The following is a 24,637-nucleotide window of genomic DNA, read 5'->3' as shown; positions in this document are numbered from 1 at the left end:
GGCTTGACGTGGAGCTCGCTCCAGCTCCTAGCGTCGGTGGCGTCAGCCGCCGAGGTGCCGCCCGGGTCCGCCGGGCAGGAGGAGCAACCGCATGATCACCCGAACCACGCTCGGCTCGTCCGGTCTTCGCGTCAGCGCGATGGGACTGGGGTGCATGGGGATGAGCGAGAGCTACGGCGCCTCCGACTGGGACGGCGGCCTCGCGACCATCGACCGTGCCCTGGAGCTGGGCGTCACGTTCCTGGACACCGCCGACGCCTACGGTGCCGGGCACAACGAGGTGCTGGTGGGCCGCGCCGTCCACGGCCGCCGCGACCAGGTGCAGCTGGCCACGAAGTTCGGCATCGACCGCAGCGCCGGCGACCGCGCGCGGCGCATCTGCGGCGCACGGGACTTCGTGCTGCGTTCGTGCGACGCGTCGTTGTTGCGGCTGGGCGTCGACGTGATCGACCTGTACTACGCGCACCGCCCGCCCCAGGACGTGGAGATCGAGGAGACCGTCGGGGCGATGGCCGAGCTGGTCCAGGCGGGCAAGGTCCGGCATCTGGGCCTGTCCGAGGTCGACGGCGAACTGCTGCGCCGGGCGCACGCGGTGCATCCGATCGCCGCGGTGCAGAGCGAGTACTCGCTGTGGACGCGCGACGTCGAGGCGGTCACCCCCGTGATGGCTGAGCTGGGGGTCGGGCTGGTGCCGTACTCGCCGCTGGGGCGGGGGTTCCTGACCGGGGCCCTGGACCGCTCCGCGTTGGGCGAGAAGGACTTCCGGCGCACCAATCCCCGCTTCGCCGGCGAGGCGGGCGACGCCAACGAGAAGATCGCGCAGACCGTGCGCGAGGTGGCCGAGCGGTTGGGTGCCACGCCGGCTCAGGTGGCGCTGGCCTGGGTGTATGCCCAGACCGAGCGGCTAGGGGTGGGGGTGGCGGCGATTCCGGGCACCCGCAGTCCGGCCCGGCTGGAGCAGAACGCGGCCGCGCTGGAGATCGTTCTGGACGCCGAGGCGCTGGCCGCACTGGAGCCGCTGAGCGACCAGGTGCGGGGCGAGCGCTACATCCCCGCGCACACCGCTGAGGTCGCCCGGGGCTAGCTGCTGGTCGCGAGGGTCCAGCCCGGCAGGAGTCTTCGAGCCGGGCTGTCCGGCTCAGCGAGCCATCCGCAGCACCGCATCCGTGAACGGCGTGGGTCCGCCGCGGCGGAGCGGGCCCATCGCGACCAGCGGGGCGAGCGCGACGCACCACGCGCGGACCCGGTCGCCGTCGAGGTGCGGGAGCTCGGCGATCCCGTCCTCGACGGCACCGCCGTGAGCCATCGGCAGCACCGCCCAGTCGACGGCGTCGAAGGCCGGGTCGCCGACGCACGGCCGCGGGTCGATCGCGACCGCTCCGCGTTCCGGTCCGGCGTCCAGGACGTTGCCGGGGTGCAGGTCGCCGTGCACGAGGGCGATCGGGCCGCTGGCCGCCAGTTTCTCGGACCGGGCGAGGCCGGTGCGCAGCGCTTCCAGCGGCAGGTGCGCTTCGGCCGGGGATCCGGCGAGGCGTTGTTCGGCGAGGCCGAACATGAACCGGACGCGTTCGAGCTGGGTCGGGAACGGACCGGCGGCGGGGACGCCGTGCACGTCGGCGAGCAGTTCGCCGATCTGGTCCCAGGGGACGTCGGCGCCGCGGCCGGTGAACGTGTCGCCGGGTTCGAGTCCTTCGAGCAGGACGGCGCCGTGGTCGAGGTCGGCGTCGAGGATCTGCACGACCCGCGACAGCCCGGCCCAGGAGCCCAGAGCGGTCGCCTCGGCGGTCGCGATCGCGCGGTCCGGGCAGAGTTTGAGCACCTTCAGCGTGCCGTCGCCGTCGCGGCAGAGCAGGGTGCGGCCGGTGTTGCCGGGCCGGGCCTCGGAGACGGTGAGGCCCCACTGGCGGCAGAGCCGCTCGACGAGCGTGGGCAGCGCGTCGCACCAGGCTTCGGCGACGGGACCGAACCGGGTGACGAGGCGGGCGCGGGCGTCGGCGTCCATCAGGGCGGTGTCCATGGATTCCGCCATCAGAACAGCGGCCAGGGGATCGCGCGCCAGTCGTCGCCGGGCTCGGGGAACACCGCCTCGGCGAGCAGGTAGTCGGTGCGCTGCGAGAGCGCCCGGATCTCGAAGGCGGTCAGGTGTTCGCCGAGTTCCGCGCCGAGGCGGCCGTCGAGGTCCGCGCGGAGTTTCCGCAGTTTCTCGACGGCGTCCTCGGGCAGGTCCTCGCCGATCCAGCCCCACAGCACGGTGCGCAGCTTCGGGTCGGTGTGCAGGCAGATGCCGTGGTCCACGCCGTAGACGTGGCCGTCGGTTCCGGCCAGCAGGTGCCCGCCCTTGCGGTCGGTGTTGTTGACGACGATGTCGAGGACCGCGAGTTCGCGCAGGTCCGGGTGGTCGGCGTGCACGAGCACCGCCGGTTCGCCGAGCCGGTCGTGCGCGTGCAGCACGGTGCGCCAGCCTTCCGGGACCTCGTCGGGCGCGCAGACGTCGACCACTTCGGCGTCCTCGTCGGTCTCGACCCACAGCTGGACCATGCCGGGCCCGAACGGGCCGTCGCGCAGCACGGTCGGCGGGATCGTGCCGAGGCCGCAGGCGTCGGAGATCATCGCGGTCGCGACCTCGCGGCCAGCCAGCGTGCCGTCCGGGAAGTCCCACAGCGGCCGCTCCCCCGACACCGGCTTGTACACGACGCGGCCGGTGACGCCGTCGAGTTCGATCGCGCAGAACAGCGTCACGTTGGAGGCGTCGACGAGCCTGCCTTCGACGTCGATGCGCCCGCGGGAGACGAAATCGCGGGCGGCGGGGTCGGCAGGTCCTGGCGCGGTGCTCGCCACGGCCGCCCTCAGTCCTCGGTCACGTCGACGTCGCGCCGGTACCCGTTCTGCCGCGGGCAGATGTGCCCGGCCGGGTCGAGCGGTTCGCCGCACAGCGGGCACGGCTTGCGGCCGGCGTTCACGACGCGGTCGGCGCGTTCGGCGAAGGCGCGGGCGGCGACCGGGGTGAGGAACACGCGGACCGCGTCCGGGCCTTCCTCGGTGTCGTCGAGCACGACGGTCTCGTCGATCTCGCCCTCGGTGATCGCGAGCAGCTCCACGACGACCGCGCCGGAGTCGGCGTCCCAGCCGAGCCCCATCGTGCCGACCCGGAACTCCTCCTCGACGGGCACCGTGAGCGGGTCGGTGTCGACCTCGTCGTCGGGGGCGTGGCTGGGCACGTCGGCGCCGAACCGGCTGGCGACTTCCTCCAGGAGCGACCCGAGCCGCTCCGCGAGGACGACGACCTGCTGTTTTTCGATCGTGACGCTGATCGTCCGCACGTCCTCCGTCGCCTGGAGGTAGAAGGTGCGGTCGCCGGGCTCGCCGACCGTGCCGGCCACGAACCGGTCGGGCTTGCGGAAGACGTGGATTACGCGTGACATAGCGTCTTCGACCCTAGGCCACGGACGCATGATCGGCATCCGCCGCCCCGGGTTGAGGGACCTTCGCGCGCGTTTCCTGCGCGGTGCGTGCGGATCCGGACACGCAGCGGATCCTCGTTAGGCTTTCCGGGTGCCTCGCATCTCTCCTCATGGAACCTGGACCTCTCCCGTCACAGCGGCCGGCGCCGCGGCCGCAGGCGGCGGCGCGCAATGGCTCGCCGCGGTCGACGGCGCGCTCTGGTGGGCGGAGGCGCGGCCCGCCGAAGGCGGCCGGGTCGCGCTCGTGCGCGCGCTTCCCGGCGGCGGCGCCGAGGACGTGCTGCCCGCGCCGTGGAACGTCCGGAACCGGGTGCACGAGTACGGCGGGCGGCCGTGGCTCGCGGTCGGCGGCGTCGTGGTGTTCACGCACTGGGCCGATCAGCGGGTGTACGCGCTCAAGGACGGCGAGGTCGCCCCGCTGACGCCGGAACCGGCCACGCCGCAGGGCGTCCGGTACGGCGACCTCCGGCCCGGGCGCGACGGCGAGGTGTGGGCGGTCCGCGAGCGCAGCACCGGCCCGCGGCGCACGGACATCTCCCGCGAGCTGGTCGCGATCCCGCTGAACGGCTCCGCCGAACGGGTGCTCGTGGAGGGGCACCGGTTCTTCACCGCGCCGCAGCTGTCGCCGGACGGCGCGCACGCCGCGTGGCTCGCGTGGGACCACCCGGCGATGCCGTGGGACGGGACCGAGCTGTTCGTCGCGCCGGTGGCGGCGGACGGGTCGTTCGGGGACGCGCGCGTGCTGGCGGGCGGGCCGGAGGTCGCGGTGTGCCAGGTGGCGTGGGAGTCCGCGGACCAGCTGCTCGTGCTCGCCGACCCGGACGGCTGGTGGAACCTGCACCGGGTCGGGCTCGACGGTTCGGTGGCGAACCTGGCGCCCGCGGAACGCGAGCTGGGCGGGCCGATGTGGAAGCTCGGTACCAGCTGGTTCGCCCCGCTGGGCGGCGGGAAGCACGCGGTCCTCGACTCCGGCAAGCTCGCGATTCTGGACGAGAGCGACGGTTCGGTGACGCGCGTCGACACCGAGCTGACCGTGTGGTCGTCGAGCGGGCTGGCCGCGACGCCGGACGGGATCGCCGGGATCGCGGGCGGGCCCCGGCACGAGAGCGCGGTCGTGGTGCTGGACCCGGACACCGGGAAGTGGCGCGCCCTCACGCCGCAGCCGGCCTCGCTGCCGCCCGCGGAGTACCTGCCGGTGCCGCAGGAGCGCGTGTTCACCGGACCGGACGGCGCGGAGATCCCGGCGTACGTGTTCCCGCCGACGAACCCGGACTTCGCCGCGCCGGAAGGCGAACTGCCGCCGTACGTGGTGCATGTGCACGGCGGCCCGACCGGGCACAGCGACGAATCGCTCGACCTGGACTTCGCGTACTTCACCAGCCGCGGCATCGGCGTGGTCGCGGTGAACTACGGCGGCTCCACCGGATACGGGCGGGCGTTCCGCGAGCGGCTGCGGGAGCAGTGGGGCGTGGTGGACGTGCGCGACTGCGCGGCGGTCGCCGAAGCGCTTGTCGCGGAAGGGATCGCCGACCGGGCCCGGCTGGGCATCCGGGGCGGCAGCGCGGGCGGGTTCACCTCGGCCGCGTCGATCACGATGACCCGCACCTACGCGGCGGCGACGGTGAAGTTCCCGATCCTCGACTTCACCGGATGGACCGGCGAGGGCGGCGAAACGCACGACTTCGAATCGCAGTACCTGGTGAGCATGGTCGGCCCGTATCCGGAGGCCGCCGACCGGTACCGGGAGCGCTCGCCGATGACGCACGTGGGCGCGCTGGCCGGGCCGGTGCTGTTCCTGCAGGGCCTGGAGGACCAGATCTGCCCGCCGGAGCAGGCGGACCGGTTCGTCTCCGAGATCGACGGCAGCGGGATCCCGCACGCGTACCTGCGGTTCGAGGGCGAGCAGCACGGGTTCCGGAAGGCGGAGACGATCGTCGCCGCGCTGGAGGCCGAACTTTCCTTCTACGGCCAGGTGTTCGGCTTCGAGACGCCGGACGTGCCGCGGCTGGAGCTGTCCCGATGAGGCCCGCGAGACTTTCCGCTGGGGACACGGTCGCGCTCGTCGCGCCGTCCGGGCCGGTGCCGCAGGATCTGCTGGACGCCGCGTTGCCGGTGCTGGGCAGCTGGGGCGTGAAGGTGCGGGTCGGGGCCGGGGTGCGGGCTTCGGGCGGGTCGTATCTGTCCGCGCCGGACCAGGCTCGGGCGGCGGAGTTCGCCGAGGCGTGGCTGGACCCGGAGGTCCGGTGCGTGCTGGCGGCGCGCGGCGGGTACGGGACGCAGCGGATGATCGATCTGGTGGACTGGGCGGCGCTGCGGGCCGCCGGTCCGAAGGTGCTGGCCGGGTCGAGCGACGTGACCGCGCTGCACCGGGCCGTGCACACGCATCTGGGCCTCGCGTCGCTGCTTTCGCCGATGCCCGCGAGCGTGCTGTTCGACGAGCCCGCGGCGGAACACTTGCGGCGGACGTTGTTCGAGCCGGACCACGCGCGGGTGCTGCGGGCGCGGGAGCCGGACGTCGTCGTGCCGGGTCGTGCGCTGGGCGTGCTGGTGGGCGGGAACCTGTCGCTGCTCGCGTCCGGGATCGGCACGGCCGAGCAGGGGTCCGCGCGCGGCGGGATCGTGCTGCTGGAGGACGTGACCGAGAGCCCGTACCGGATCGACCGGATGGTGACGCAGCTGCTGCGCTCGGGCTGGTTCGACGGCGTGCGCGGGATCGTGCTGGGCTCGTGGGCCGCGTGCGGCGACCCGGCGGAGGTCCGCGAACTGCTGGCGGAACGGTTGTCGCCGCTCGGGGTCCCGGTGCTGAGCGGGTTCGGCTTCGGGCACGTGGCGGGGTCGCCGACGGTGCCGCTCGGCGTTTCGGCCTCGCTCGACACCGAACTGGGCACGCTGACCCTCGACTCCCCCGCGCTGGACTGAGCATGCGACTGTCCACTGTGGAAACCCGGGCCCGGTTCGCCGCGGCGCGGGTGGCCCGGCTGGCCACAGTGGACGGTCGCGGGGTCCCGCATCTGGTGCCGGTGACATTCGCGGTGCGCGAGGACACGGTGGTGTTCGCGGTCGACCACAAGCCGAAGACCACGACGTCGTTGCGGCGGCTGGCGAATATCGCGGAGAACCCGGCGGTGTCGTTCCTGGTCGACGAGTACGACGAGGACTGGTCGCGCTTGTGGTGGGCGCGCGCGGACGGGGTGGCGCGGGTGGTCGCGGATGCTTCGCGGGACTCGTACGTCGAATGGCTGGCCGCGAAGTATCCCCAGTACGCGGAACGGCCGCCGGAGCATGCGGTGGTGGTGACCGAGGTGCGGACCTGGCGGGGCTGGGCGGGCTCGTAACGCTGGACCGGAGTCCGGCGATCTTTCTCCCGAATGGGGAGGATCATGCGTATTTCCGTCGCGGTGACCGGTCTTGTGCTGCTGGTCGCTGGCTGTGCCGCGGAAACCCCGGCAGCGCCTTCGGCGCCGAGTGCGGGCCCGCCGTCCAGTTCCGCGAGCAGTTCTGCTCCGGTGTCCGCTTCGGCTTCGGCTGCTCCGGTCGCGAAAGACCTCACGAAGTATCTGCCGAGCGACGAGCAATTGTCCGCGGCCCGGGTCCGCATCCAGCAGCACCGGACGCGCGTCTCCCCCGGCACTTCGCTGCGCATCGTGCGGGCGTGCGGCGCGGACCAGCCGTGGGATTCCGACGCGCAGAACGGGGTGCGGGCGGTGTCCGTGACCGACCAGATGCAGATCGACGAACTGCTTGCCGAGTACCGGGGTTTCTCCGGCGAACAGGTCGTTTCCGGTCTCCGTACCGCACTGGACTGCGGGAGCGCGGTGGTCGAAGGACGGCGGCTGGCGGTGAAGTCGCGGTTTTCGGTCGCCGGGGTCGCGGACCCGCACTTCGGTTTCTGCGGTCAGTTGAACGCGCGGGTGGCCGGGTGCGTCCTGGTGTTCGCGCACGGCAACCGCGTGCTCGCGCTCACCGCCGCCGGCTGGCTCGCGAGCGCCGAGGAACAGCAAGCCGAACTGAAGCGGCTGGCTCCGACCTTCACCGCCGCGTTCGACCAGGATTGACGTGCGAAGACTCATCACGCTGCTGGGGCTCGTCCTGCTCGCCGGAGGTTGCGCGAGCACCCCTCCCCCCGCGTCGTCTTCCGCGGACGAGCTCACCCGATACCTGCCGGACGAGAAGCAGTTGAGCGAGGCGGGCGCCAAGCAGAAGCAGGCTCCGTCGTCCTTTGCCGTCAAGTGGATCACGCCGCTGCACGTCGTGGCGGCGTGCGAGGGCAAGCAGCCGTGGGAGTCCGCCTTGCGCAGCAACGTGCAGGCGACTGCCAGCGCCGGGGAGCTGGAGGTCTGGCAGCTGGCGGCGCAGTACGAGGGGTACTCCGGCGAGCAGATGGTCACCGTCCTCGAGGAGTCGCTGAGCTGCAGCAAGTACCCCGATCTGGCCACGCGGTTCTCCGTTTCCGGTCTCGCCGACCGGCACCTGGCGTTCTGCCGCCGGTTCCGGGAGCCGAGGCTGACCAGTTGCGTGCTGGTGCTCGGCCGCGGAGACCGGCTGCTCGCCGTTCGGACCGGCAGCAGCAGCGTCGCAGCGCCAGTGCTGCAGGCCAAGCTGAAGCAACTGGCCCCGATGTTCGCCGCGGCGTTCGACCGGGACTGACGATGGCGAAACGGCGCTACGTGGCGCGGGGCGTGCCCGGCGGGTACCAGGTCTGGGACAACCGGGCCCGCCGCTGGTGGGGCGAGGCGTTCCAGCGGTGCCCGGACGATCTGGTGGCCGCGCTCAACCGCCATGCGGACCACGCGACCGTCACCGCGCTGGTCAACCGGTACCGGGCGCTCAAGCGCTGACCGGTGCTCGCGGGGTCGTCACGCGGAGCCGGGAGCTGGCGATCTTTCTTGGGACGCGGCCGCGCGGGACGGCGCGCAGGCGTACTCCACAAAGGACACTCTGTGGATCCGGCAGCGGCTCGCCGAGTACGCGGGCGATACCGGCGAGCAGGTCGTCTCCGCGCTGGACAAGGCGCTCGGCTGCGGGAAAACGGTGTCCGGGGACCACGATCTCGCGGTCGTGACCCGGTTCTCCTCGCACGGCAAAGGCCTGCCCGACGACGCCGAGCTCACGGTGAAGGCCCGGTCCCCGGCGCCGCTGATCCGCAGCTCGGGTTCTGCGGCCAGTTCGCGGACGCCGTCAGCGGGTCTGCGCCAGGTCGCCGAAATAGCCGGTCCGCCACAGGATCCTGGTGCGGACTTCGGTGATGCGCCAGCCTTTCCCGGTTTCTCGCAGGTCCGCGGTGACGACGCCGCCCGCGGTGAACGCGCGGTCCCCCATCCGCACGGTGACCGGGCGGTCTTTCCACAGGTGGATCGCCACGAGATTCGCCCGCACCTCGGCGGTGGCACCGTCGAGGTCGACGTCGTGGCCGGTGAGCAGGTGCTGGCTCGCCTCGAAGCGGGCGAAGCTGCGGGCGTGGCTGTCCGCGATGTCGGCCGGTCCGGCGATTTCGGCGCCGCCCGGGCGCACGATCTTGCCGTCCGGCGCGAAGATGCGCTGGAAGCGCGGGGCGTCGAACTGCCGCTCGTCGACCGCGCGGTAGTAGCTGTTGAAGGTGCGGATGATGCGGGACGTGGCGAGCAAGGCGTCGAGTTCGTGTTCCTGCACCGGCTTCTCCCCTCGGGGTTCCGCTGTCATCGTCCCGCGCCGGCCGGTCGTGGCATCATGCTGTGACGGCGGTCGCACTCCCGGTGCGGGCCGGGCGGGGGGCGTTTTGGGGTGTGCGATCGCGGTCGTCATCGTCGTGGTGCTGATCGCCGCGGCGGTCAACAGCGACGTCGACCACGCGGTGACCGGCGGGTTCAACGTCGTCGTCTGGATCGCGTTGATCGGCGGCGGGCTGTGGCTGGCGTCGAAGGCGTATGAAAAGAACAAGACGACGGTCGCGGCGAACGCCAAGTCCGCCAAGGACAAGACCCGCAGCGAGCGGTATTCGCGGGCGACCGAATGGCAGCGCGCGACCCGGGCGGCCAAGCTGCCCGACGCCCGGCCTCCGGGTCCGCTGAAGCTGTCGCTGGACGGCACGGTGCGCGAAGCCGTGTCCGACGCCGACAGTGCCCGGCGGGCGATCCGCGACGTGCTCGCGGCGATCCCGGTCCGCATCGCCGAGGAAGCCCGCGCCCGCGCGAAGGCGCTGCGCCCGCCGGTCGAGCGGCTGTGCGAACCGGGGCGGTACTTCCAGGAAGAGGAAGACTGGGGCCGCTACAACGTCTGGTGGGGGCCGGAGCGCAGCGGCACCCGTCCGACCCGCGAGGTGGTCGCTCAGGTCAAGGACCTGCTCGGGTGGGCGGCCGCCCGGCGGAATCTGGTGTCGGACATCCATCCCGGAGCAGAGCGTCTGCTGGCGACGCTCACCGGCGCGCTGGCCCAGCGGTTCCGGGACAGCCTGCAGACCCGCTACGGGCGGGCCGACGACGGCGCGGGGATCGCGGTCCTGCCGCCCGGCGAATGGGAATCCTTTCTCGGCGACCTGCACGCCGCGCTCGTCGCGGTCGCGGACGGGCTGGCCGCGCTCCCCCGGCCCAAGCTGCTTCCGCTCATGCACCGGCCCAAGGAAGCGCGGTTCAAAGACCACGTGTCGGGCGAGGCGATGGAGCAGGACCTCCGGGAGTTTCTCGCGGACACCGCCAAGCTGCGGGAGCGGGCGCTCACCGGGTCGTGGCCCGCGAAGTTCCGCTCCGGCTGGCAGCTGGACGGCGGGGTGCTGGACGGGTTCGTGACCGAGGAGATCCGCCGCCGGCTGGCCAGGGGCACCGAGGGGTTCCAGTGGGTCGCGCAGTGGAACACCGGACAGCTCAGCCACGGCGGCTTCGCCCGCGTCTACCTGGCTTACGTCACCATCGCTCTCGCCTATCTCACGGAGGTGCTCGGCAACATGGCCGACTACAAACGGGATTCCGCGCCGCAGTCCGGCCACCGCATCGAAATCGGCGGCGACGTGACGCACAGCAACTTCATTCTCAACAGCACGGTCCGGGACATCACGACCGTGCTGGCTCCGGTCGCCGGACGGGACGACCGGCTCGCCGAGGCGATCGAGGCGCTTTCGGCCGCGGTGCGCGAGGATCCGGATCTGCCGGAGGACGAGCGCGAGGAACTCCTCTACCACGTCAAGGACATCGCCGAGGCGGCCGCCGAACCCGGCGAGAAGCAGAAGCGCGGACGGGCGAAGCTGGCGTTGAGCGCGGTGGCCGAGGCCGCCAAGAGCGGGGCGCAGCTCGCGCAGACCGTCACCGCCTGGCACGACGTGCTGAGCAAGATGTTCTGACGCCGCCGGGTATCCCGGTCAGGGGCAGGCGGCGGGCTCGGCGGCGCGCCAGGATGGCCTGGTGAGCAACGGAAGCAACGAACTCGGCGGTTTCCTGCGCAGCCGTCGCGAGCGGTTGACGCCGGAGGCCGCGGGCATCGCGCCGGGCGGCACGCGGCGCGCGGTTCCCGGGTTGCGCCGGGAGGAACTGGCCGAGCTGGCCGGGGTCAGCGTCAGCTACTACACGCGGCTCGAGCAAGGAGCCAGCAGCAGCGCCTCGGACGCGGTGATCGACGCGCTGGCCGCGGCCTTGCGGATGGATCCGGCCGAGCACGAGCATCTGCGGGCGCTCGCGGCGCCGCGGCGGGCGGTTCGGCCGCGGTCCCGACGGACGAAGCTCAGGCCCGCGGTGCGGGATTTGCTCGCGGCGATGCCCGCGATGCCGGCGGTGGTGGTCGATCACCGGGCCGATGTGCTGGCCTGGAACCGGCTCGGGCACGCCCTGCTGGCCGGGCATGTCGCGTTCGACTCGCCGGACGAGCGGATTCGCCCGAACATCGCGCGGATGCTGTTCCTCGACCCGCATCATCGCGCGCTGTACCGGGATTGGGCGGACAAGGCGTCGGTGACCGTCGCGGCGCTGCATCAGGCGGTCGCGCGGCATCGGGACGATCCGGTGCTGGAACAGCTGGTCGGGCGGCTGGCGGTGGAGAGCCCGGAGTTCGCGCGGATGTGGGCGAAGCGGCCGGTCCGGACGTGCTCGTACTACGTGCGCGAACTCAACCATCCAGTGGTCGGACGTCTGACGCTAGCGAACGAGACGGTCACGCTGCCGGACGACGATCAGCAGCTCGGCCTGTTCTACGCGTTGCCGGGAGCCGCGGACGCCGACGCGCTCGCGTTGCTGGGCCGGAGCTGTGCGGAACCCTTGGCGAAGGAGAAGGTGCGATGAGAATTCTTGTGGTCGGCGGCGCCGGGACGATCGGAAAACGGCTGGTGCCGGAGCTGCGGTCGCGCGGGCACGACGTCGTGGTGGCCGGGCGGACGTCGGGCGAGGTGCGGGTCGATCTGGCGGAGCCGGAGACGATCGCGGCGATGTACCGCGAGGTCGGCGCGGTGGACGCGGTCGTGAGCATCGCCGCGCACGGCGCGTTGGACGAGTTCGCGAAGCTGACGTCGGCGGAGCTGCACGAGAACATGCGGGCCAAGTTCTACGGGCAGGTCGAGCTGGTCCTGCAGGGGCAGCGGCACGCGGCGGACGGCGCTTCGTTCACGCTGACGTCCGGGATTTTCGCCGACGAGGCGTGGCCGCACGTCACCGGCGGCGGGGTGATCAGCGGGGCGCTGCACAGTTTCGTGCTGTCGGCGGCGATCGAGCTGCCGCGCGGGATGCGGGTCAACGCGGTGAGCCCGGCGATGGTCGGCGATTCGGCGGACGAGTTCGGCGGGCATTTCCCGGGGATGCGCCCGGTCCCGATGGACGAACTGGTGCGGCACTACGTGAACTGCGTCGAAGGCGACCGCACGGGGACGGTCGTGCGGGCCTACGCTTGACCGCCTTCGGCAGGACTCTTACCTTTGACTCACCAGACATCGGATGTACTGCGCCGCCGGCCGATGTGCCCCTTTCGTTCCTGTTCGGAAAGGACACTCCGCGATGCCGGATTCCCGTGGTTTCCCGCGCCGTGCGGCGCTGCGCACGATCGCCGGGGCAGCCCTCGCTGTTCCGTTCTCGGCCGGGCCGCTGGCCCGTTTCGCCGCTGCCGCGAGTCCGTTGTGGCATCCCGATCCGGTGAAGGACGGGCTTAAGGCGTTCGAGGGCGTCGAGGCGGATCGGGGCGGTCTGCATCCGGGCCGGAAGTACGTGGTGGTGGAGGGGAATCACTACCGGTTCACCATCTGGCGCGACGACCGGGACACCACCGGCGGCGGGGATCGGCAGCGGACCGAGACGAAGGGCATGGTGCAGAACGGTTCCGCGTTGAAGATGCGCGGCGGCGAGACGTGGACGCTGTCCTACGAGATGTTCATTCCGGCAAGCCTGCACGGCACGAGCCGGTTCACGCACATCTTCCAGACCAAGACCCCGGCGACGAACGACGGGCCGTGGGTGACGCTCGATCTGGTCCGGGACGGCGGGGTGGAGATGATTTCCGCTCGCGCGTACGCGAATCCGGGTTCGCCGTCGATCGCGGCGGCGAAGCTGGCTCCGTTGCGGGAGAAGTGGATCACGGTCGAGTGGACCCTCACGCCGGGCGAGGCGGGAGCGGCGGCGTGCGTGATCCGCAACGGCGCCGGTGCGGGTGCGCCGGTCGCCGCGCAGGGGCGCCGGACCGGGGTGAAGCTGCCGGACCAGGGCGACTACGTGCGGCCGAAGTGGGGCATTTACCGTTCGGTCGAGAGCGATCCGGCGGACATTCTCGACACGTACCTGCTGTTCCGGAACTACCGCGCGAACCGCGCGTAGCCCTGGAGTGCGGTGGTCCCGGTGCGGGACCGGGACCACCGGCTCAGGAGGATTTGGCGGGGGTTTCCGGGAGGAATTCCTCGTCCTTGGGCTTCTTCCGCCAGGCGGCGACGAGGCCGAGCGGGTCGGGGCGCAGCAGGGACGCGGCGGCGTAGAGGCTGACCACGACGACGATGGCGATGAACCACCAGTCGTAGAGCGCCTGCTCGCCGGTCGGGTAGTACACGAGAGTCACGAACACCGAGATCGCCACGATCGCCGACAGGTTCCGCCGTTCCCACGGGAACGCGGAGATCAGCACGAAGCCCCAGGTGAGGTACCAGGGCAGGGTCGGCGGCATGAGGATCGCGACGGCGAGCAGGGTGATCGCGGCGCGGTAGACGGCTTCCTTGCCGCCGCCGCGGGCGAGCCACCACTGGCGGACGCCGAACACGACGAGGCCGACCATCGCGATGGCTCGGGCGACGGTGACGAACGGCGAGGGCTGGACGTTGGCGATGATGTGGACGAGGTTGTAGACGGCCTCGCCGATGCCGCTGGGGAAGTTCAGCCAGTTGGTGATGAGCTGCGGGGCCTTGAGGCCGGACCACCAGCCGAGGTTGAGCGAGCCGAGCGAGAGCCAGGTGCCGACGACGAACACCGGCAGGAACAGCCCGACGGACGCGGCACCGGCCTTGAAGAAGTTCTTCGTCTTCGACGGGCCCTTCATGTCCGCGGCCCACATCCAGACCATGAACGGGAGCGCGACGGCGGCGGTCGGCTTGATCAGCATGCCGATGGTGACGAGCACGACCGCGACGACGTGCTTGCGCTCGAGCGCGGCGAGCATCCCGATGGTGAGGAAGCCGAGCATCATCAGGTCGTTGTGCGGGCCGCCGAAGAGGTGGATGACCATCATCGGGCTGGCGACCGCGACCCAGAGCGCGACCGGGAGCTTCCCGCCGAGGTGCTTGACCAGGCGGGGCAGCGCCCACAGCGTCATGCCGAGCCCGACGAGCAGCACGACCCGGGTGAGGATGACGCCGGCGATCATGTGGTCCTGGGTGATCGCGACGATGCCCTTGGAGATCAGCAGGAACAGCGGCCCGTACGGGGCGGGCGTGGTCTGCCACAGCGGGTGCACGTTCTGCACGACGTTCGGCAGCACCGGCAGTTCGGCGGGGCCGTTGGCGTACGGGTCGAGCCCGTAGAGCAGCTGCGCGCCCTGGCCGAGGTAGGAGAAGACGTCGCGGGTGAACAGCGGCGGCGACACGATCAGCGGCGCCATCCAGCACAGCGCGGCGATCAGGATCGGCTTGCTGCCGATGCGCCCGGCGAGCGCGTAGCGGCCGAGCCGCACCCACGCCCACACGACGAGGCCGAAGCCGCTGTAGAGCAGCGCGTTGGCGAGCGCCCGGCCGTGGCCGTAGCGGACCCACGAGAGCGGGCCGTGGCCGAGGACGGGGTCGCGGATGAGGATGCCGCCGGCGCCGAGCGCGGCGAGCATGAGGAGGGCGCTTCCGACCGTGCCCATCGCGATGGTCCGGTAGGGGAAGCGCGCGGGCGTCAGGAACTGCCGGTCGAGAGTGCCGGCGTTCGGCTGCGCGTCGTCGGTAGTAGTGGCCATTTCGATCCAGAAGATTACCGGGTGCAGTCGGCTGGGCCCGCACGGGCTCCGGGCGCGGCCGGTTCGGCGCGCGCCCGGGGCGGGGCCGCGGTCAGCGTTCGGCCGCGGTCCGCTGCGCGGTGCCCCCGGGGAGCGCCGCGAGCAGCGACTTCGTGTACTCGTGCCGCGGTTCGAGCAGGACTTGTTCGACGGTACCCGTCTCGACGAGTTCGCCGCGGTACATCACCGCGACCCGGTCGGCGATGTTCCAGGCCAGGCCGAGGTCGTGGGTGATGACCAGCGCGGAGAGGCCGAGCCGGCGGCGCAGCCGGAGCAGCAGCGCGAGGATCTCGCCGCGCACGGACGCGTCGAGGGAGGCCACCGGTTCGTCGGCGAGCAGCAGGGACGGTTCGAGCGCGAGGGCTCCGGCGATGACGACGCGCTGGCGCTGGCCGCCGGACAGTTCGTGCGGGAGCCGGTCGAGGTATTTCTCCGGCGGGCGCAGTTCGGCGGATTCGAGCGCTTGGAGCACGACGTCGCGTTCGTTCGGCAGCCCGTGGATGCGCGGGCCTTCGGCGACCGCCTCGTAGACCGTGTGGGCCGGGTTCAGCGCGCTGGTCGGGTCCTGGAGGACGAGCTGGACTTCCCGCCGGTACGCGCGCAGCCCGGCTCCGGACGAGGGCACTGGCTTGCCCGCGTAGCGGACCGTTCCGGAGTCGGGTTTCTGCAGGCCGAGCAGGGTGCGGGCGAGGGTGGTCTTGCCGGAGCCGGACTGGCCGACCAGCGCGACGATCTCGTCCCGGCGGACCTCCAGGTCCACCCCGTCGACCGCGTGGATCGGCTTGCCCTTGCGGTCGCGGAACGACACGTGCAGGTTCTCGGCGGCGAGCAGCGGCGCGTCGTCGGAGCCGGCGCGTTCCTCCGGTTCCGGCGGCAGCGGGGTCGCGGTGGCCGGGGCGTAGCGCGAGACCGGGTCGCCGACCGTCGGGAAGGCCGCGGCGAGCGCTTTGCTGTGTTCGTGCTGCGGCGAGGACATCAGCTCGGCGCTGGGCCGTTCCTCGACGAGTTCGCCGTCGTACATCACCGCGATGCGTTCGCAGGTGGCGGCGAGCACGGACAGGTCGTGGCTGATCATGATCAGCCCGATGCCGCGTTCGGCGACCAGTTTCGACAGCACGGACAGCACCTGGGCCTGCACGATGACGTCGAGCGCGGTGGTCGGTTCGTCGGCGATCACCAGCCGCGGTTCGCAGGCCAGCGCCATCGCGATCATCACGCGCTGTTTCTGGCCGCCGGACAGTTCGTGCGGGTACGCACCCGCCCGCGAGCGCGGCAGGTCGACCTGTTCGAGCAGTTCGGTGACGCGGGCCCGCACCTGCGCTTCGGAGAGGGTTTTGCCCTCGGTCGCGTGCAGCCGGATCGGTTCGGCGATCTGCTCGCCGACGCGGCGGACCGGGTTGAGCGCGTGCATCGCGCCCTGGAACACGACCGACGCCTCGGCCCAGCGGACCGTGCGCAGCCGTCCCCAGCGCATGTCGTTGACGTTCTCGCCGTCGAGCAGGATCTCGCCGGTGATCTTCGCGCTGCGCGGCAGGAGCCGGAGCACGCTCATCGCGACGGTGGATTTGCCGGAGCCGGACTCCCCCGCGACGCCGAGCGTGCCGCCCGCGTCGAGGGTCAGGTCGACGCCGCGGACCGCGGGGACGTCGCCGCCGCCGGCGCGGTAGGTGACGCCGAGGTTTTTCAGTTCGAGCAGCGCGGTCACGAGTGCCGTCCTTTGAGCCGCGGGTTCAGCACGGTTTCCAGCCCGCGGCCGACGAGGGTGAACATCAGCACGACGAGCACGATCGCGATGCCCGGCGGGAGCAGGTTCCACCAGGCGCCGCGGGTGACCGCGCCGTTGTTGAGGGCGGTTTCGAGCATCGCGCCCCAGGAGATCGAGGTGGGGTCGCCGACGCCGAGGAACGAGAGGGTGGCGTCGGCGATGACCGCGTTGCCGACCACGAGGGTGGTGTTGGCGAGCACGAGCGGGGCGACGCCGGGCAGCACGTGCTTGGCGATCACGTGCAGGTGGCCGCCGCCGAGCGCGCGGGCGCGTTCGATGTAGGGGCGGCTTTCAATGGTGAGCGTCTGCGCGCGGACCAGTCGCGCGGTGCTCGGCCATGCGGTGACGCCGATGGCGAGCACGATCGTCCAGATCCCGCGCGGCAGCACGGCCGACAGCGCGATCGCCAGCACCAGCGACGGCAGCACCAGGAAGAAGTCGGTGAACCGCAGCAGGACCGCCGACACCCAGCCGCCGAAGTGCGCGGCGGTGATGCCGATCAGGGTGCCGATGAACACGCTGAGCACGGTCGCGCAGAACCCGACGAGCAGCGAGATCCTGGTGCCCCACAACGTCATCAGCAGCACGGAGCGGCCGTCGATGTCGGTGCCGAGCCAGAATTCGCCGTCCGGCGGGCTGAGCGGTTTTCCGGTGACGCGGGTGACGTCGAGCCCGCCGGGGTCGCTGATCAGCGGCAGCGCGATGGCGAGCAGCACGGTGAGCGCGAGCAGGAAAAGCCCGGTGAGCGCGGCTTTCTGGGTGGCGAACTCGTGCCAGGTGCGGGCGATTCCGGCGCGGCGGCGGCGCCACGCGATCGCGCGGGCGCTTTCGGCGGCGGGCGAGGCGGTGGTCATGCGGCACGCACCCTCGGGTCGAGCACGCGGTAGAGCAGCTCCGCGAACAGGTTCATCAGGACGACGGCGCTGGCGAGGACGATGAAAACCCCTTGCAGCACCGGCAGATCCGGGCCGTGCAGCGCGTCGTAGGTGAGCTGGCCGAGTCCGGGCCAGCTGAACACCGCTTCCACGGTGACCGCGCCGGCGACCACCATGCCGAACTGCATGAAGATCAGCGTCACGGTGGGCAGCAGCGCGTTCGGGACCGCGTGCCGCCGCCGGACGAGGTCGTCGCGGAGGCCTTTCGCGCGGGCGGTGGTGAGGTAGTCGGCGTTCATTTCGCCGAGCAGCGACGAGCGCATCACCAGCATGTACTGCGCGTAGAACACCGCGAGCAGCGTCAGGCACGGCAGGATCAGGTGGTGCAGCACGTCGAGGCTCTGGGCGAAGAATCCGGGCCCGGCGTCGGGCGAATGCATGCCGCGGCTGGGGAACAGGCCGTTGGTGGCGACGAGCAGCAGCAGGCCGAGCCAGAACTGCGGGACCGACCAGAGCGTCAGCGCGATCCCGGTCTGCGCGCGGTCGAAGAAGCTGTCGCGCTTCCACGCCGCGCGGATGCCGAGCCACAGCCCGAGCGCGACGGCCAGGATCGTCGCGCTGCCGACGAGCAGCACGGTCGGCCACAGCCGTTCGCCGATCATGTCCAGCACCGGGCGGCGTTCGATGTAGGACTCGCCGAAGTCGCCCTGGAACAGGCCGGCGAAGTAGTTCCCGAACTGCGCGAGGATCGGCTTGTCGATGCCGAGCCGTTCGCGCAGTTCGGCGATCTGGCCGGGGTCGGTCGGGCGTTCGCGGGCCATGAACGCGACCGGGTCGCCGGGCAGCAGGCGGAAGAGGAAGAACCCGAGGACGATCACCAGGAAGACGCTGGCGACCGCCTCGGCGATCTTGGTCAGGACGAACCGGAGGGTCCCGGTCCCGCCGCGGTGCTCGTCGGGGTCGGCGAGCACCGCGGCCTGGTCGGGCGCTATCGCTTGGCTCACCCGCGGCTCCCCTTCTGCTGGACGGCGCGGCTGTCCGTGAGGGGAACCCTGAGGGAATCAGATTCCCTCAGGGTTCCCCTCACGGACGCGAGCAAGCGGTCGCGAGGGCTTAAACCGGTCATTTCTACGAGCTTAGTGTCCTTTGTGGACGTTCGGCACGCAGAAGCAGCACAGCTTGAGTTCCTGACATCGGACTCGCGCGCCGTGAAGGACTCCTTGAGGGACTTGGATTCCCTCAGGGAGTCCTTCACGGACCGCCGCGCGGGAACAGGCGGCTGGGACAGCATCGGGTTCACTCCCGGTCGTCGGCGGACTTGCCGCGGCGGGACAGCGCGATGCCGCCGCCCACCAGCACGACGAGCACCACCGCGCCGACGACGATCCACACCGTCGTGCCGGAGCCGCTGTCCGAGGAAGCCGCCGACGCGTCGGCCGGGACCGCGCCGTACACGCCCCAGTAGGCGGTCTGCTCGAGGATCGAGCCCTCGGGCTGCGGCTGCTTGCCGAAGGAGGAGAACTTGTCGGAGCGGTAGGCCTCGAGCGCGTCGTCGTAGTCGTAGACGACGTTCACGGCCTGGCTGTAGAGCCGCGCCTGGGCCTGCTTGACGTAGCCGGCGCGGACGGCCGGGTCGGTTTCGGCGAGCTGCTTGGCGTAGAGCGCGTCGTACTGCGGGTCGCAGAAGAACGTGTCGGTGGTGCCGCCCTTGCCTTCGGCGTTCGGCCGTGCGGCGCAGGTGTGCAGGGCCAGCGAGTAGTCCGGGTCCGGGTTGTTCGCGTAGCCGGAGATCGCGAGGTCGTAGTTGCCCGCGTTGGTGCGGTCGTTGAGCTCGTCGTCGGAGACGAGTTCCTGCTTCACCGAGATGCCGATGTCGTGCAGCCAGCCGGTGATGTACTGGGCGAGGCGCTGGTCCTGGGCGCGGTTCGCGTGTCCGGCGAGACGCAGTTCGAGGCGCGCGCCGCCGGGCGCGGTGCGGATGCCGTCCTGGCCCTTGGGGTAGCCGGCCGCGTCGAGCGTGGCGTTGGCGGCGGCGAGGTCGAACTTGCGCGCCTCCCCCGGTGCCGGGGCCCAGTGGTAGGCCGAGTAGATCGGCGGGACCACGCCGCCGCCGGGCTGGGCGTAGCCGCCGGCGACCTTGTCCACGATCGTCTTGATGTCGATCGACTGCGCGATCGCCTGGCGCACCCGGATGTCCTTGAGCACCGGATTGCCGTTGCCGATCGGCTTGTTCTCGGAGTTCTCGGCGCCGGGGTTCAGGTTGATCGCGTTGTAGCGGCGGCCGGGCGCCTTGTTCAGCTCGATGTTCGGCTGGCCCTTGAGCGCGTCGAACTGGGTCGGGGTGAGCCGGTTGATCACGTCGACCTCGCCCTGTTTGAGGGCGTTCACCGCGGCCTCGACGTCCTTGAACACCAGCAGCTGCAGCTCGTCGACCTTCGGCGCGCCGCGCCAGTAGTTCTTGTTGGCCTTGAACTTGACGTATTCGTTCTGCTTGTACTCGGTGATCTGGTAGGGCCCGTCGTCGACGCCGACGACCGGGATCGTGTCGGTCTTCGGGTCGCTCAGGTCCTTGATCTGCGACCACACGTGCTCGGGCACGATCGGGACGTCGAGCAGCGTCATCGACGACTGGACGGTCTTGGTCTTGATCACCAGCGTGGTGTCGTCCGGCGCCTTCACCGACTCGAAGCTCGCGACGTAGTTGCCGTTCGCGGTGCGCGCGGTGGAGTCGGTGAGCATCCGGTTGAAGGTGAACGCGGCGTCCTTCGCGGTGACCGGCTGCCCGTCGGACCACTTGGCGCCCTTGCGGATCTTGAACGTCCAGGTCAGCTTGTCCGGCGAGGTCGTCCACGATTCGGCGAGCGCCGGGGAGGCCTCGGCCTTGTCCTGCGACGGGATCGTCAGGAACTCGTAGATGAACCGGCCGACCTGGGTCGACGCGGCGAGCCCGGCGGTGAACGGGTTCAAGTGGTCGATACCAGTGGTCAGCGCGACCCGCAGCACCTTCGGCTGGGCCTGCTGTGGTGCCGCCTGTGCTGCCGCCGTCCCTGCCAGCGGCAGAATCGCCAGCGTTCCCGCCATCACGACACCGAAAACGCGGCGCAACCCGTGCCGCCCGTGCTTATTTCGCACTTGAGAACCACCCCATCGTCAATCCCCGACCCCAGAGACGAAAAGTAACCACATACGGCGGGAAGTGCGCAATATGTGACGGTGCCGCTGCGTGTCCGATCGTTATGCTCGCGGGGCGGATCACTAGAGTGCCCGGCATGCGGATCCTGATCTCGGCCGACATGGAAGGCGCCACGGGGGTCACCTGGACCGACGACGTCGTGCCCGGGAGCCCGCAGTGGCAGCGGTTCCGGGGCATGTTCACCGGCGACGTCAACGCGGTGCTGGCCGGCCTGTACGCGGCGGGCGCGACCGACGTGCTCGTCAACGAGGCGCACTCGTCGCAGCGCAACCTGCTGCTGGAAGACCTCGACGAACGCGCGCGGATGCTGACCGGGCGGCACAAGCCGCTGTCGATGATGCAGGGCATCGATTCCGGTGTGGACGGTGTGGTGTTCCTCGGCTACCACGCCGGAGCCGGGTTCGACGGCGTCCTGTCGCACACGTACCTGGAGAACCAGATCACCGGCGTGTGGCTGGACGACGTCCCGGCGAGCGAGGGCAGGCTGAACGCCGCGATGGCCGGCGAGTACGGCGTGCCGGTGCTGCTGGTCAGCGGCGACGACCAGACCTGCGAGGACGCGCGCGACTACGCGCCGGACGCGGAACTGGTGCAGGTCAAGGAATGCGTGAGCCGGTACGCGGCGATCTGCCTGCCGCCGGCGCGCACCGCGCGGCTGCTGGAAACCGGCGCGCGCGAGGCGATGGGGCTGGCCGGGCGGACCGAGCGGACGCCGGGGCGGCACCGGATCGAGGTCGAGTTCGACGCGAGCCATCTGGCGCAGGCGACCGCGGTCATCCCGACCGTGGAGCAGACCGGGACGCGGCGGGTCGCGTTCGAGGCGCCGAGCATGACCGAGGCGATGAAGGCGTTCAAGGTGGTCACGGCCATCGCGGCAGGGGCGGTGCAGGGCATTTATGGCTGAGGTCGACGTGGTTTCGCTGTGCGCGGACCTGATCCGGTTCGACACCACCAACTACGGCGGCGGGGAGGCGGCGGGCGAACGGCTCGCCGCCGAGTACGTCGCGGAATTCCTTGACCGGCACGGGGTTCCGTCGCGGATTCTGGAGCCCGAGCCGCAGCGGTCGAACGTGATCGCGCGGATCCCGGGCACCGATCCGACGCTGCCCGCGCTGCTCGTGCAGGGGCATCTGGACGTGGTGCCCGCGCGCGCCGCCGATTGGTCTGTACCGCCGTTTTCCGGCGAGGTGCGCGACGGGTTCCTGTGGGGCCGGGGCGCGGTCGACATGAAGGATTTCTGCGCGATGGTGCTGTCCGCCGTCGCGTCCGGGCTGGTGCCGCGGCGGGATCTCGTGCTGGCGTTCGTCGCCGACGAGGAGGACCGCGGCGACTACGGCGCGCACTGGCTGGTCAAGGAGCACGCGGACCTGTTCGAGGGCTGCGCGGCGGCGATCAGCGAGTCCGGCGGGTACAGCTATCACGTGCCCGCCGCGGACGGCCGGAAAGTGCGGCTGTACCCGGTCGGGACGGCCGAGCGCGGGACCGCGCACCTGCGGCTGACCGCGAACGGGCGGGCCGGGCACGGGTCGCGGCCGAACGCGGAGAACGCGGTCGTGCGGCTGGTCGGGGCGTTGCAGCGGATCGCGGACCACCGCTGGCCGGTGCAGCTGACGCCGACGGTGCGGGCGTTCCTGGAACGGACCGGCGCGGCGCTGGGCGTGCCGGTGGACCTGTCGTCGGGCGACGCGGTCGACGAAACGGTGGCGCGCCTGGGGGCGGCCGGGTCGCTGGCGGTGCCGACGGTGCGCAACAGCACCACGCCGACGATGCTCGAGGCCGGGTACAAGGTGAACGTGATCCCGTCGACGGCGACCGCGCAGGTCGACGTCCGGGTGCTGCCGGGGACCGAGGACGACCTGTTCGCGGTGGTGGATTCGTTGCTGGGCGAGGGTGTGACGCGGGAATTCGTGGCGCATCAGCCGCCGGTGCAGGCTCCGGTCGATTCGCCGTGGTTCGACGCGATGGCCGAGGCGCTGCGGGCGGAGGACCCGGAGGCGGTCGTGGTGCCGTACTGCATGGGCGGCGGGACGGACGCGAAAGCGTTCAGCCAGCTGGGGATGGCGTGCTACGGCTTCGCTCCCCTGGCGCTGCCGGAAGGCTTCCCGTACCGGGCGATGGCGCACGGCGTGGACGAGCGGGTGCCGGTGGACGGGCTGCGGTTCGGGACGCGGGTGCTGACGCGGTTCCTGGAGTCGTGCTGAGCGGTCAGGCGTCGACGCGCCGGATCGTCGCCAGCCAGGCGGAAAGCCCGTCCGGGGCGAACCGGGCGACGATCCGGCTGTCGCGCAGGGTTTCCAGCTGCCAGCCGGTTTCGCGCTGGAACGGCGCTTCGAGTTCGGCGCGGGCGACCGGGTGCGGTCCGGCGTCCCCGTCGGTTTCTCGGAAGCACAGGATGTGCAGCCTCGCGCCCGGTTCGGTGACGGACGCGAGGCTCGCGACGTAGGTCTGGCGTTCTCGGGCGTCGAAGGTGTGGAACAGGCCGCAGTCGAGGACGGTGTCGAAGGTCTGGTCCACAGTGGACAGCCGGAAGGCGTCGCCGACCGCGAACTCGGCGGCGACCCCTCGACTGCGGGCTTTCTCTTTCGCTTGCGCGACAGCGGTTTCCGCGACGTCGATGCCCACAATGGACAGTCCGGTCGCGGCGAGGTGCAGCGCGTTCTCGCCGGTGCCGCAGCCGGCGTCGAGGACCGTGCCGCGGAATGCCCCTTCGGCGGCGAGCTCGACGATCGCCGGTTGCGGGCGGCCGAGGTCCCACGGTGCCGGACCGTCCTGATAGGACTCGTCCCACGGACGCCCGGACGCGCGTTCGTGGCTGGTCGCGGGACGGTCCTCGGGCATCAGCGGGCGAACTCCGCCCACCAGCGGCTGTCGCGGACCCGTTCCAGCGAGGCGAGGGTGACGCCGTCGCGGGCGAAGGATTCGACCTCGGCCTTGCTGAGCGGCCACGGCGGCCCGGACCAGGTGGCGAGGTCGATGCTTTCCTCGGCGACCGCGCCGACGACGAGCGTTCCGCCCGGGGCGACGAATCCCGACACCGAGGCGATGGCCGGGTCGTGGACGTCCTTGGGCATCGACTGGACGGTCATGATCTCCACGACCAGGTCGAAGGCGTAGTGGAATTCCGCGGGCGGGGTGAGCAGGTCCGCGGTGCGGTAGGAGACGACGGTGTCGGGGAAGCGGTTGAGCACGGCTTTGATCGCGCTGGGCGAGACGTCGAAGGCGGACGTCTCGTATCCGGCGGCGGCGAGGAGTTCGGCGTCGTCGGCCATGCCGCAGCCGACGACGAGCGCGCGACGCCCGTTGCCGGGCCGCCCGGCGATCCAGGCGGCGAGCTCCGGCGAGGGCTCGCCGCGGTACCACGGCAGGACGGCCTCGCCCGCTTCCGCCGCGGCGTAGAGGGGCTCGAACCACCCGGTGGGGTCGCCGTTGGCGAGGGCGAGTCCGGCCCGGCGGCGGGCTTCCTCGTCGGGATCGATGGCGTCGTCTGGCATGGACTCTGTTATACCCGCCGGGCCTGGGCTCCGGTGCGCTCGACTGGCCGAGTGCCGATGGCTTCTCCGCCTGGGCCGGATCTCCCCCGCGGTTTCCCGGTCCGGCCGCGCGGCTGGCTGTGAAGGGCTCCTTGAGGGAATCTGGTTCTCTCAAGGAGCCCTTCACGGACCTCGGGCTCGCCGACGGCAGCGCCAAGGCTCCGCCTCGTTAGCCGTCTCGCCCCGCGCCTCCGCCTCGTTGGCCGCCTCGCGCCTGCGCCTCGCCTGCCGCCCCAATGCGGCATCGGGTGCATGCGACGAGCCCGATGGGGTTTTGTTACTAGCGAGGGCTGCGTCAGCGAGCCCGCCCACCGACTGCATGCGAGCGGTGCGTGAGGGTTCCCCTCACGGAATCTGATTCCGTGAGGGGAACCCTCACGCACCTCCCTCGCGCCTGCCGGGGCCGCCGGATG

24 protein-coding genes are annotated in these 24,637 nt (G+C 71.4%); 13 read left to right on the top strand and 11 right to left on the bottom strand.

Annotated features, from left to right (window positions below; all coding sequences use genetic code 11):
* Positions 1–91 precede the first annotated feature (91 nt).
* Positions 92–1,084 carry an aldo/keto reductase gene (locus tag EIZ45_RS02320; protein ID WP_134661474.1) on the top strand — a complete coding sequence of 331 codons (993 nt, stop codon included), beginning with the start codon at positions 92–94 and terminating at the stop codon, positions 1,082–1,084.
* 54 nt (positions 1,085–1,138) lie between these two features.
* On the opposite strand, the gene EIZ45_RS02315 is transcribed toward EIZ45_RS02320, so the two are convergent.
* Genes EIZ45_RS02315 through EIZ45_RS02305 form a run of 3 tightly spaced genes read right to left on the bottom strand, consistent with a single transcriptional unit; the run spans position 1,139 to position 3,422 of the window.
* The gene (locus EIZ45_RS02315; protein WP_134661475.1) at positions 1,139–2,017 is read right to left on the bottom strand and encodes a phosphotransferase; all 879 of its coding nucleotides are present in this window, start codon (positions 2,015–2,017) and stop codon (positions 1,139–1,141) included.
* Between the two features lie 11 nt (positions 2,018–2,028).
* Positions 2,029–2,838: an SCO1664 family protein gene (locus EIZ45_RS02310; protein WP_134661476.1), complete on the bottom strand. Its 810-nt coding sequence runs from the start codon at positions 2,836–2,838 to the stop codon at positions 2,029–2,031.
* 8 nt (positions 2,839–2,846) lie between these two features.
* Complete coding sequence (locus EIZ45_RS02305) at positions 2,847–3,422, bottom strand: DUF3090 domain-containing protein (protein ID WP_037805986.1); 576 nt, start codon at positions 3,420–3,422, stop codon at positions 2,847–2,849.
* Positions 3,423–3,552: 130 nt separating this feature from the next.
* On the opposite strand from EIZ45_RS02305, the gene EIZ45_RS02300 reads away from it, so the two are divergent.
* Genes EIZ45_RS02300 through EIZ45_RS02275 form a run of 6 tightly spaced genes read left to right on the top strand, consistent with a single transcriptional unit; the run spans position 3,553 to position 8,299 of the window.
* Entirely contained in the window at positions 3,553–5,484 is a 1,932-nt protein-coding gene (locus EIZ45_RS02300) for a S9 family peptidase (RefSeq protein WP_134661477.1), read from the top strand.
* Positions 5,481–6,380 (top strand): LD-carboxypeptidase, encoded by a 900-nt coding sequence (locus tag EIZ45_RS02295; protein WP_134661478.1) that lies wholly within the window; start codon positions 5,481–5,483, stop codon positions 6,378–6,380. Before EIZ45_RS02300 ends, EIZ45_RS02295 begins: the two co-directional genes overlap by 4 nt.
* A gap of 2 nt (positions 6,381–6,382) precedes the next feature.
* The gene (locus EIZ45_RS02290; RefSeq protein WP_134661479.1) at positions 6,383–6,796 is read left to right on the top strand and encodes a TIGR03668 family PPOX class F420-dependent oxidoreductase; all 414 of its coding nucleotides are present in this window, start codon (positions 6,383–6,385) and stop codon (positions 6,794–6,796) included.
* A 45-nt stretch (positions 6,797–6,841) separates the two neighbouring features.
* Positions 6,842–7,516 (top strand): hypothetical protein, encoded by a 675-nt coding sequence (locus EIZ45_RS02285; RefSeq protein WP_134661480.1) that lies wholly within the window; start codon positions 6,842–6,844, stop codon positions 7,514–7,516.
* A 1-nt stretch (position 7,517) separates the two neighbouring features.
* Positions 7,518–8,108: a hypothetical protein gene (locus tag EIZ45_RS02280; RefSeq protein WP_134661481.1), complete on the top strand. Its 591-nt coding sequence runs from the start codon at positions 7,518–7,520 to the stop codon at positions 8,106–8,108.
* 2 nt (positions 8,109–8,110) lie between these two features.
* A complete protein-coding gene (locus EIZ45_RS02275; RefSeq protein WP_037805973.1) occupies positions 8,111–8,299 on the top strand; it encodes a hypothetical protein in 189 nt (62 codons plus the stop codon).
* Positions 8,300–8,639: 340 nt separating this feature from the next.
* Here EIZ45_RS02275 and EIZ45_RS45940 read toward each other — a convergent pair whose 3' ends face one another.
* Positions 8,640–9,110 carry a nuclear transport factor 2 family protein gene (locus EIZ45_RS45940; RefSeq protein WP_167754298.1) on the bottom strand — a complete coding sequence of 157 codons (471 nt, stop codon included), beginning with the start codon at positions 9,108–9,110 and terminating at the stop codon, positions 8,640–8,642.
* Positions 9,111–9,216: 106 nt separating this feature from the next.
* Between EIZ45_RS45940 and EIZ45_RS02265 the strand changes: the two genes are divergently transcribed.
* From EIZ45_RS02265 to EIZ45_RS02250, 4 genes are all read left to right on the top strand, one after another.
* The gene (locus tag EIZ45_RS02265; RefSeq protein ID WP_167756317.1) at positions 9,217–10,770 is read left to right on the top strand and encodes a hypothetical protein; all 1,554 of its coding nucleotides are present in this window, start codon (positions 9,217–9,219) and stop codon (positions 10,768–10,770) included.
* 61 nt (positions 10,771–10,831) lie between these two features.
* Complete coding sequence (locus tag EIZ45_RS02260) at positions 10,832–11,701, top strand: helix-turn-helix transcriptional regulator (RefSeq protein ID WP_134661484.1); 870 nt, start codon at positions 10,832–10,834, stop codon at positions 11,699–11,701.
* Positions 11,698–12,303, top strand: a complete 606-nt coding sequence (locus EIZ45_RS02255) for a short chain dehydrogenase (protein WP_134661485.1) — start codon at positions 11,698–11,700, stop codon at positions 12,301–12,303. Before EIZ45_RS02260 ends, EIZ45_RS02255 begins: the two co-directional genes overlap by 4 nt.
* Positions 12,304–12,406: 103 nt before the next feature.
* Positions 12,407–13,216 carry a hypothetical protein gene (locus tag EIZ45_RS02250; RefSeq protein WP_134661486.1) on the top strand — a complete coding sequence of 270 codons (810 nt, stop codon included), beginning with the start codon at positions 12,407–12,409 and terminating at the stop codon, positions 13,214–13,216.
* A 43-nt stretch (positions 13,217–13,259) separates the two neighbouring features.
* On the opposite strand, the gene mptB is transcribed toward EIZ45_RS02250, so the two are convergent.
* From mptB to EIZ45_RS02225, 5 genes are all read right to left on the bottom strand, one after another.
* A complete protein-coding gene (gene mptB / locus EIZ45_RS02245) occupies positions 13,260–14,822 on the bottom strand; it encodes a polyprenol phosphomannose-dependent alpha 1,6 mannosyltransferase MptB (RefSeq protein ID WP_134661487.1) in 1,563 nt (520 codons plus the stop codon).
* 91 nt (positions 14,823–14,913) lie between these two features.
* Positions 14,914–16,566, bottom strand: coding sequence for an ABC transporter ATP-binding protein (gene nikE / locus EIZ45_RS02240; protein WP_134661488.1), 1,653 nt, complete (start codon positions 16,564–16,566; stop codon positions 14,914–14,916).
* A complete protein-coding gene (locus tag EIZ45_RS02235; protein ID WP_134661489.1) occupies positions 16,563–17,480 on the bottom strand; it encodes an ABC transporter permease in 918 nt (305 codons plus the stop codon). Before EIZ45_RS02235 ends, nikE begins: the two co-directional genes overlap by 4 nt.
* On the bottom strand, positions 17,477–18,505 hold the full coding sequence (locus tag EIZ45_RS02230; protein ID WP_134661490.1) for an ABC transporter permease: 1,029 nt from the start codon (positions 18,503–18,505) through the stop codon (positions 17,477–17,479). The genes EIZ45_RS02235 and EIZ45_RS02230 overlap by 4 nt, the downstream gene beginning before the upstream one ends.
* 292 nt (positions 18,506–18,797) lie before the next feature.
* Entirely contained in the window at positions 18,798–20,582 is a 1,785-nt protein-coding gene (locus EIZ45_RS02225) for an ABC transporter substrate-binding protein (RefSeq protein ID WP_240690543.1), read from the bottom strand.
* Positions 20,583–20,770: 188 nt separating this feature from the next.
* Here EIZ45_RS02225 and EIZ45_RS02220 point away from each other — a divergent pair, with 188 nt between their 5' ends.
* Both EIZ45_RS02220 and EIZ45_RS02215 read left to right on the top strand, forming a co-directional pair.
* The gene (locus tag EIZ45_RS02220) at positions 20,771–21,598 is read left to right on the top strand and encodes a M55 family metallopeptidase (protein WP_037805955.1); all 828 of its coding nucleotides are present in this window, start codon (positions 20,771–20,773) and stop codon (positions 21,596–21,598) included.
* Positions 21,591–22,895, top strand: coding sequence for a M20/M25/M40 family metallo-hydrolase (locus EIZ45_RS02215; RefSeq protein ID WP_134661491.1), 1,305 nt, complete (start codon positions 21,591–21,593; stop codon positions 22,893–22,895). The genes EIZ45_RS02220 and EIZ45_RS02215 overlap by 8 nt, the downstream gene beginning before the upstream one ends.
* A gap of 4 nt (positions 22,896–22,899) precedes the next feature.
* Here the strand turns inward: EIZ45_RS02215 and EIZ45_RS02210 are convergent, their stop codons facing one another.
* The gene (locus EIZ45_RS02210; RefSeq protein ID WP_134661492.1) at positions 22,900–23,532 is read right to left on the bottom strand and encodes a class I SAM-dependent methyltransferase; all 633 of its coding nucleotides are present in this window, start codon (positions 23,530–23,532) and stop codon (positions 22,900–22,902) included.
* Entirely contained in the window at positions 23,532–24,185 is a 654-nt protein-coding gene (locus EIZ45_RS02205) for a bifunctional 2-polyprenyl-6-hydroxyphenol methylase/3-demethylubiquinol 3-O-methyltransferase UbiG (protein ID WP_134661493.1), read from the bottom strand. The genes EIZ45_RS02210 and EIZ45_RS02205 overlap by 1 nt, the downstream gene beginning before the upstream one ends.
* Positions 24,186–24,637: the final 452 nt, after the last annotated feature.

The sequence above is a fragment of the Amycolatopsis sp. CFH S0740 genome, from assembly GCF_004522315.1.
Taxonomy (GTDB): Bacteria; Actinomycetota; Actinomycetes; order Mycobacteriales; family Pseudonocardiaceae; genus Amycolatopsis; species Amycolatopsis nivea.
The sequence above is the reverse complement of the archived record's forward strand: the minus strand, read 5'-3'. Positions and strand labels throughout refer to the sequence as shown.

Coding starts and splice junctions, on each gene's coding strand:
- EIZ45_RS02320 (WP_134661474.1), top strand. CDS start 92: ATGATCACCCGAACCACGCTCGGCTCGTCCGGTCTTCGCGTCAGCGCG.
- EIZ45_RS02315 (WP_134661475.1), bottom strand. CDS start 2,017: ATGGACACCGCCCTGATGGACGCCGACGCCCGCGCCCGCCTCGTCACC.
- EIZ45_RS02305 (WP_037805986.1), bottom strand. CDS start 3,422: ATGTCACGCGTAATCCACGTCTTCCGCAAGCCCGACCGGTTCGTGGCC.
- EIZ45_RS02295 (WP_134661478.1), top strand. CDS start 5,481: ATGAGGCCCGCGAGACTTTCCGCTGGGGACACGGTCGCGCTCGTCGCG.
- EIZ45_RS02290 (WP_134661479.1), top strand. CDS start 6,383: ATGCGACTGTCCACTGTGGAAACCCGGGCCCGGTTCGCCGCGGCGCGG.
- EIZ45_RS02285 (WP_134661480.1), top strand. CDS start 6,842: ATGCGTATTTCCGTCGCGGTGACCGGTCTTGTGCTGCTGGTCGCTGGC.
- EIZ45_RS02275 (WP_037805973.1), top strand. CDS start 8,111: ATGGCGAAACGGCGCTACGTGGCGCGGGGCGTGCCCGGCGGGTACCAG.
- EIZ45_RS02255 (WP_134661485.1), top strand. CDS start 11,698: ATGAGAATTCTTGTGGTCGGCGGCGCCGGGACGATCGGAAAACGGCTG.
- EIZ45_RS02250 (WP_134661486.1), top strand. CDS start 12,407: ATGCCGGATTCCCGTGGTTTCCCGCGCCGTGCGGCGCTGCGCACGATC.
- mptB (WP_134661487.1), bottom strand. CDS start 14,822: ATGGCCACTACTACCGACGACGCGCAGCCGAACGCCGGCACTCTCGAC.
- EIZ45_RS02235 (WP_134661489.1), bottom strand. CDS start 17,480: ATGACCACCGCCTCGCCCGCCGCCGAAAGCGCCCGCGCGATCGCGTGG.
- EIZ45_RS02225 (WP_240690543.1), bottom strand. CDS start 20,582: ATGGCGGGAACGCTGGCGATTCTGCCGCTGGCAGGGACGGCGGCAGCA.
- EIZ45_RS02220 (WP_037805955.1), top strand. CDS start 20,771: ATGCGGATCCTGATCTCGGCCGACATGGAAGGCGCCACGGGGGTCACC.
- EIZ45_RS02215 (WP_134661491.1), top strand. CDS start 21,591: ATGGCTGAGGTCGACGTGGTTTCGCTGTGCGCGGACCTGATCCGGTTC.
- EIZ45_RS02210 (WP_134661492.1), bottom strand. CDS start 23,532: ATGCCCGAGGACCGTCCCGCGACCAGCCACGAACGCGCGTCCGGGCGT.
- EIZ45_RS02205 (WP_134661493.1), bottom strand. CDS start 24,185: ATGCCAGACGACGCCATCGATCCCGACGAGGAAGCCCGCCGCCGGGCC.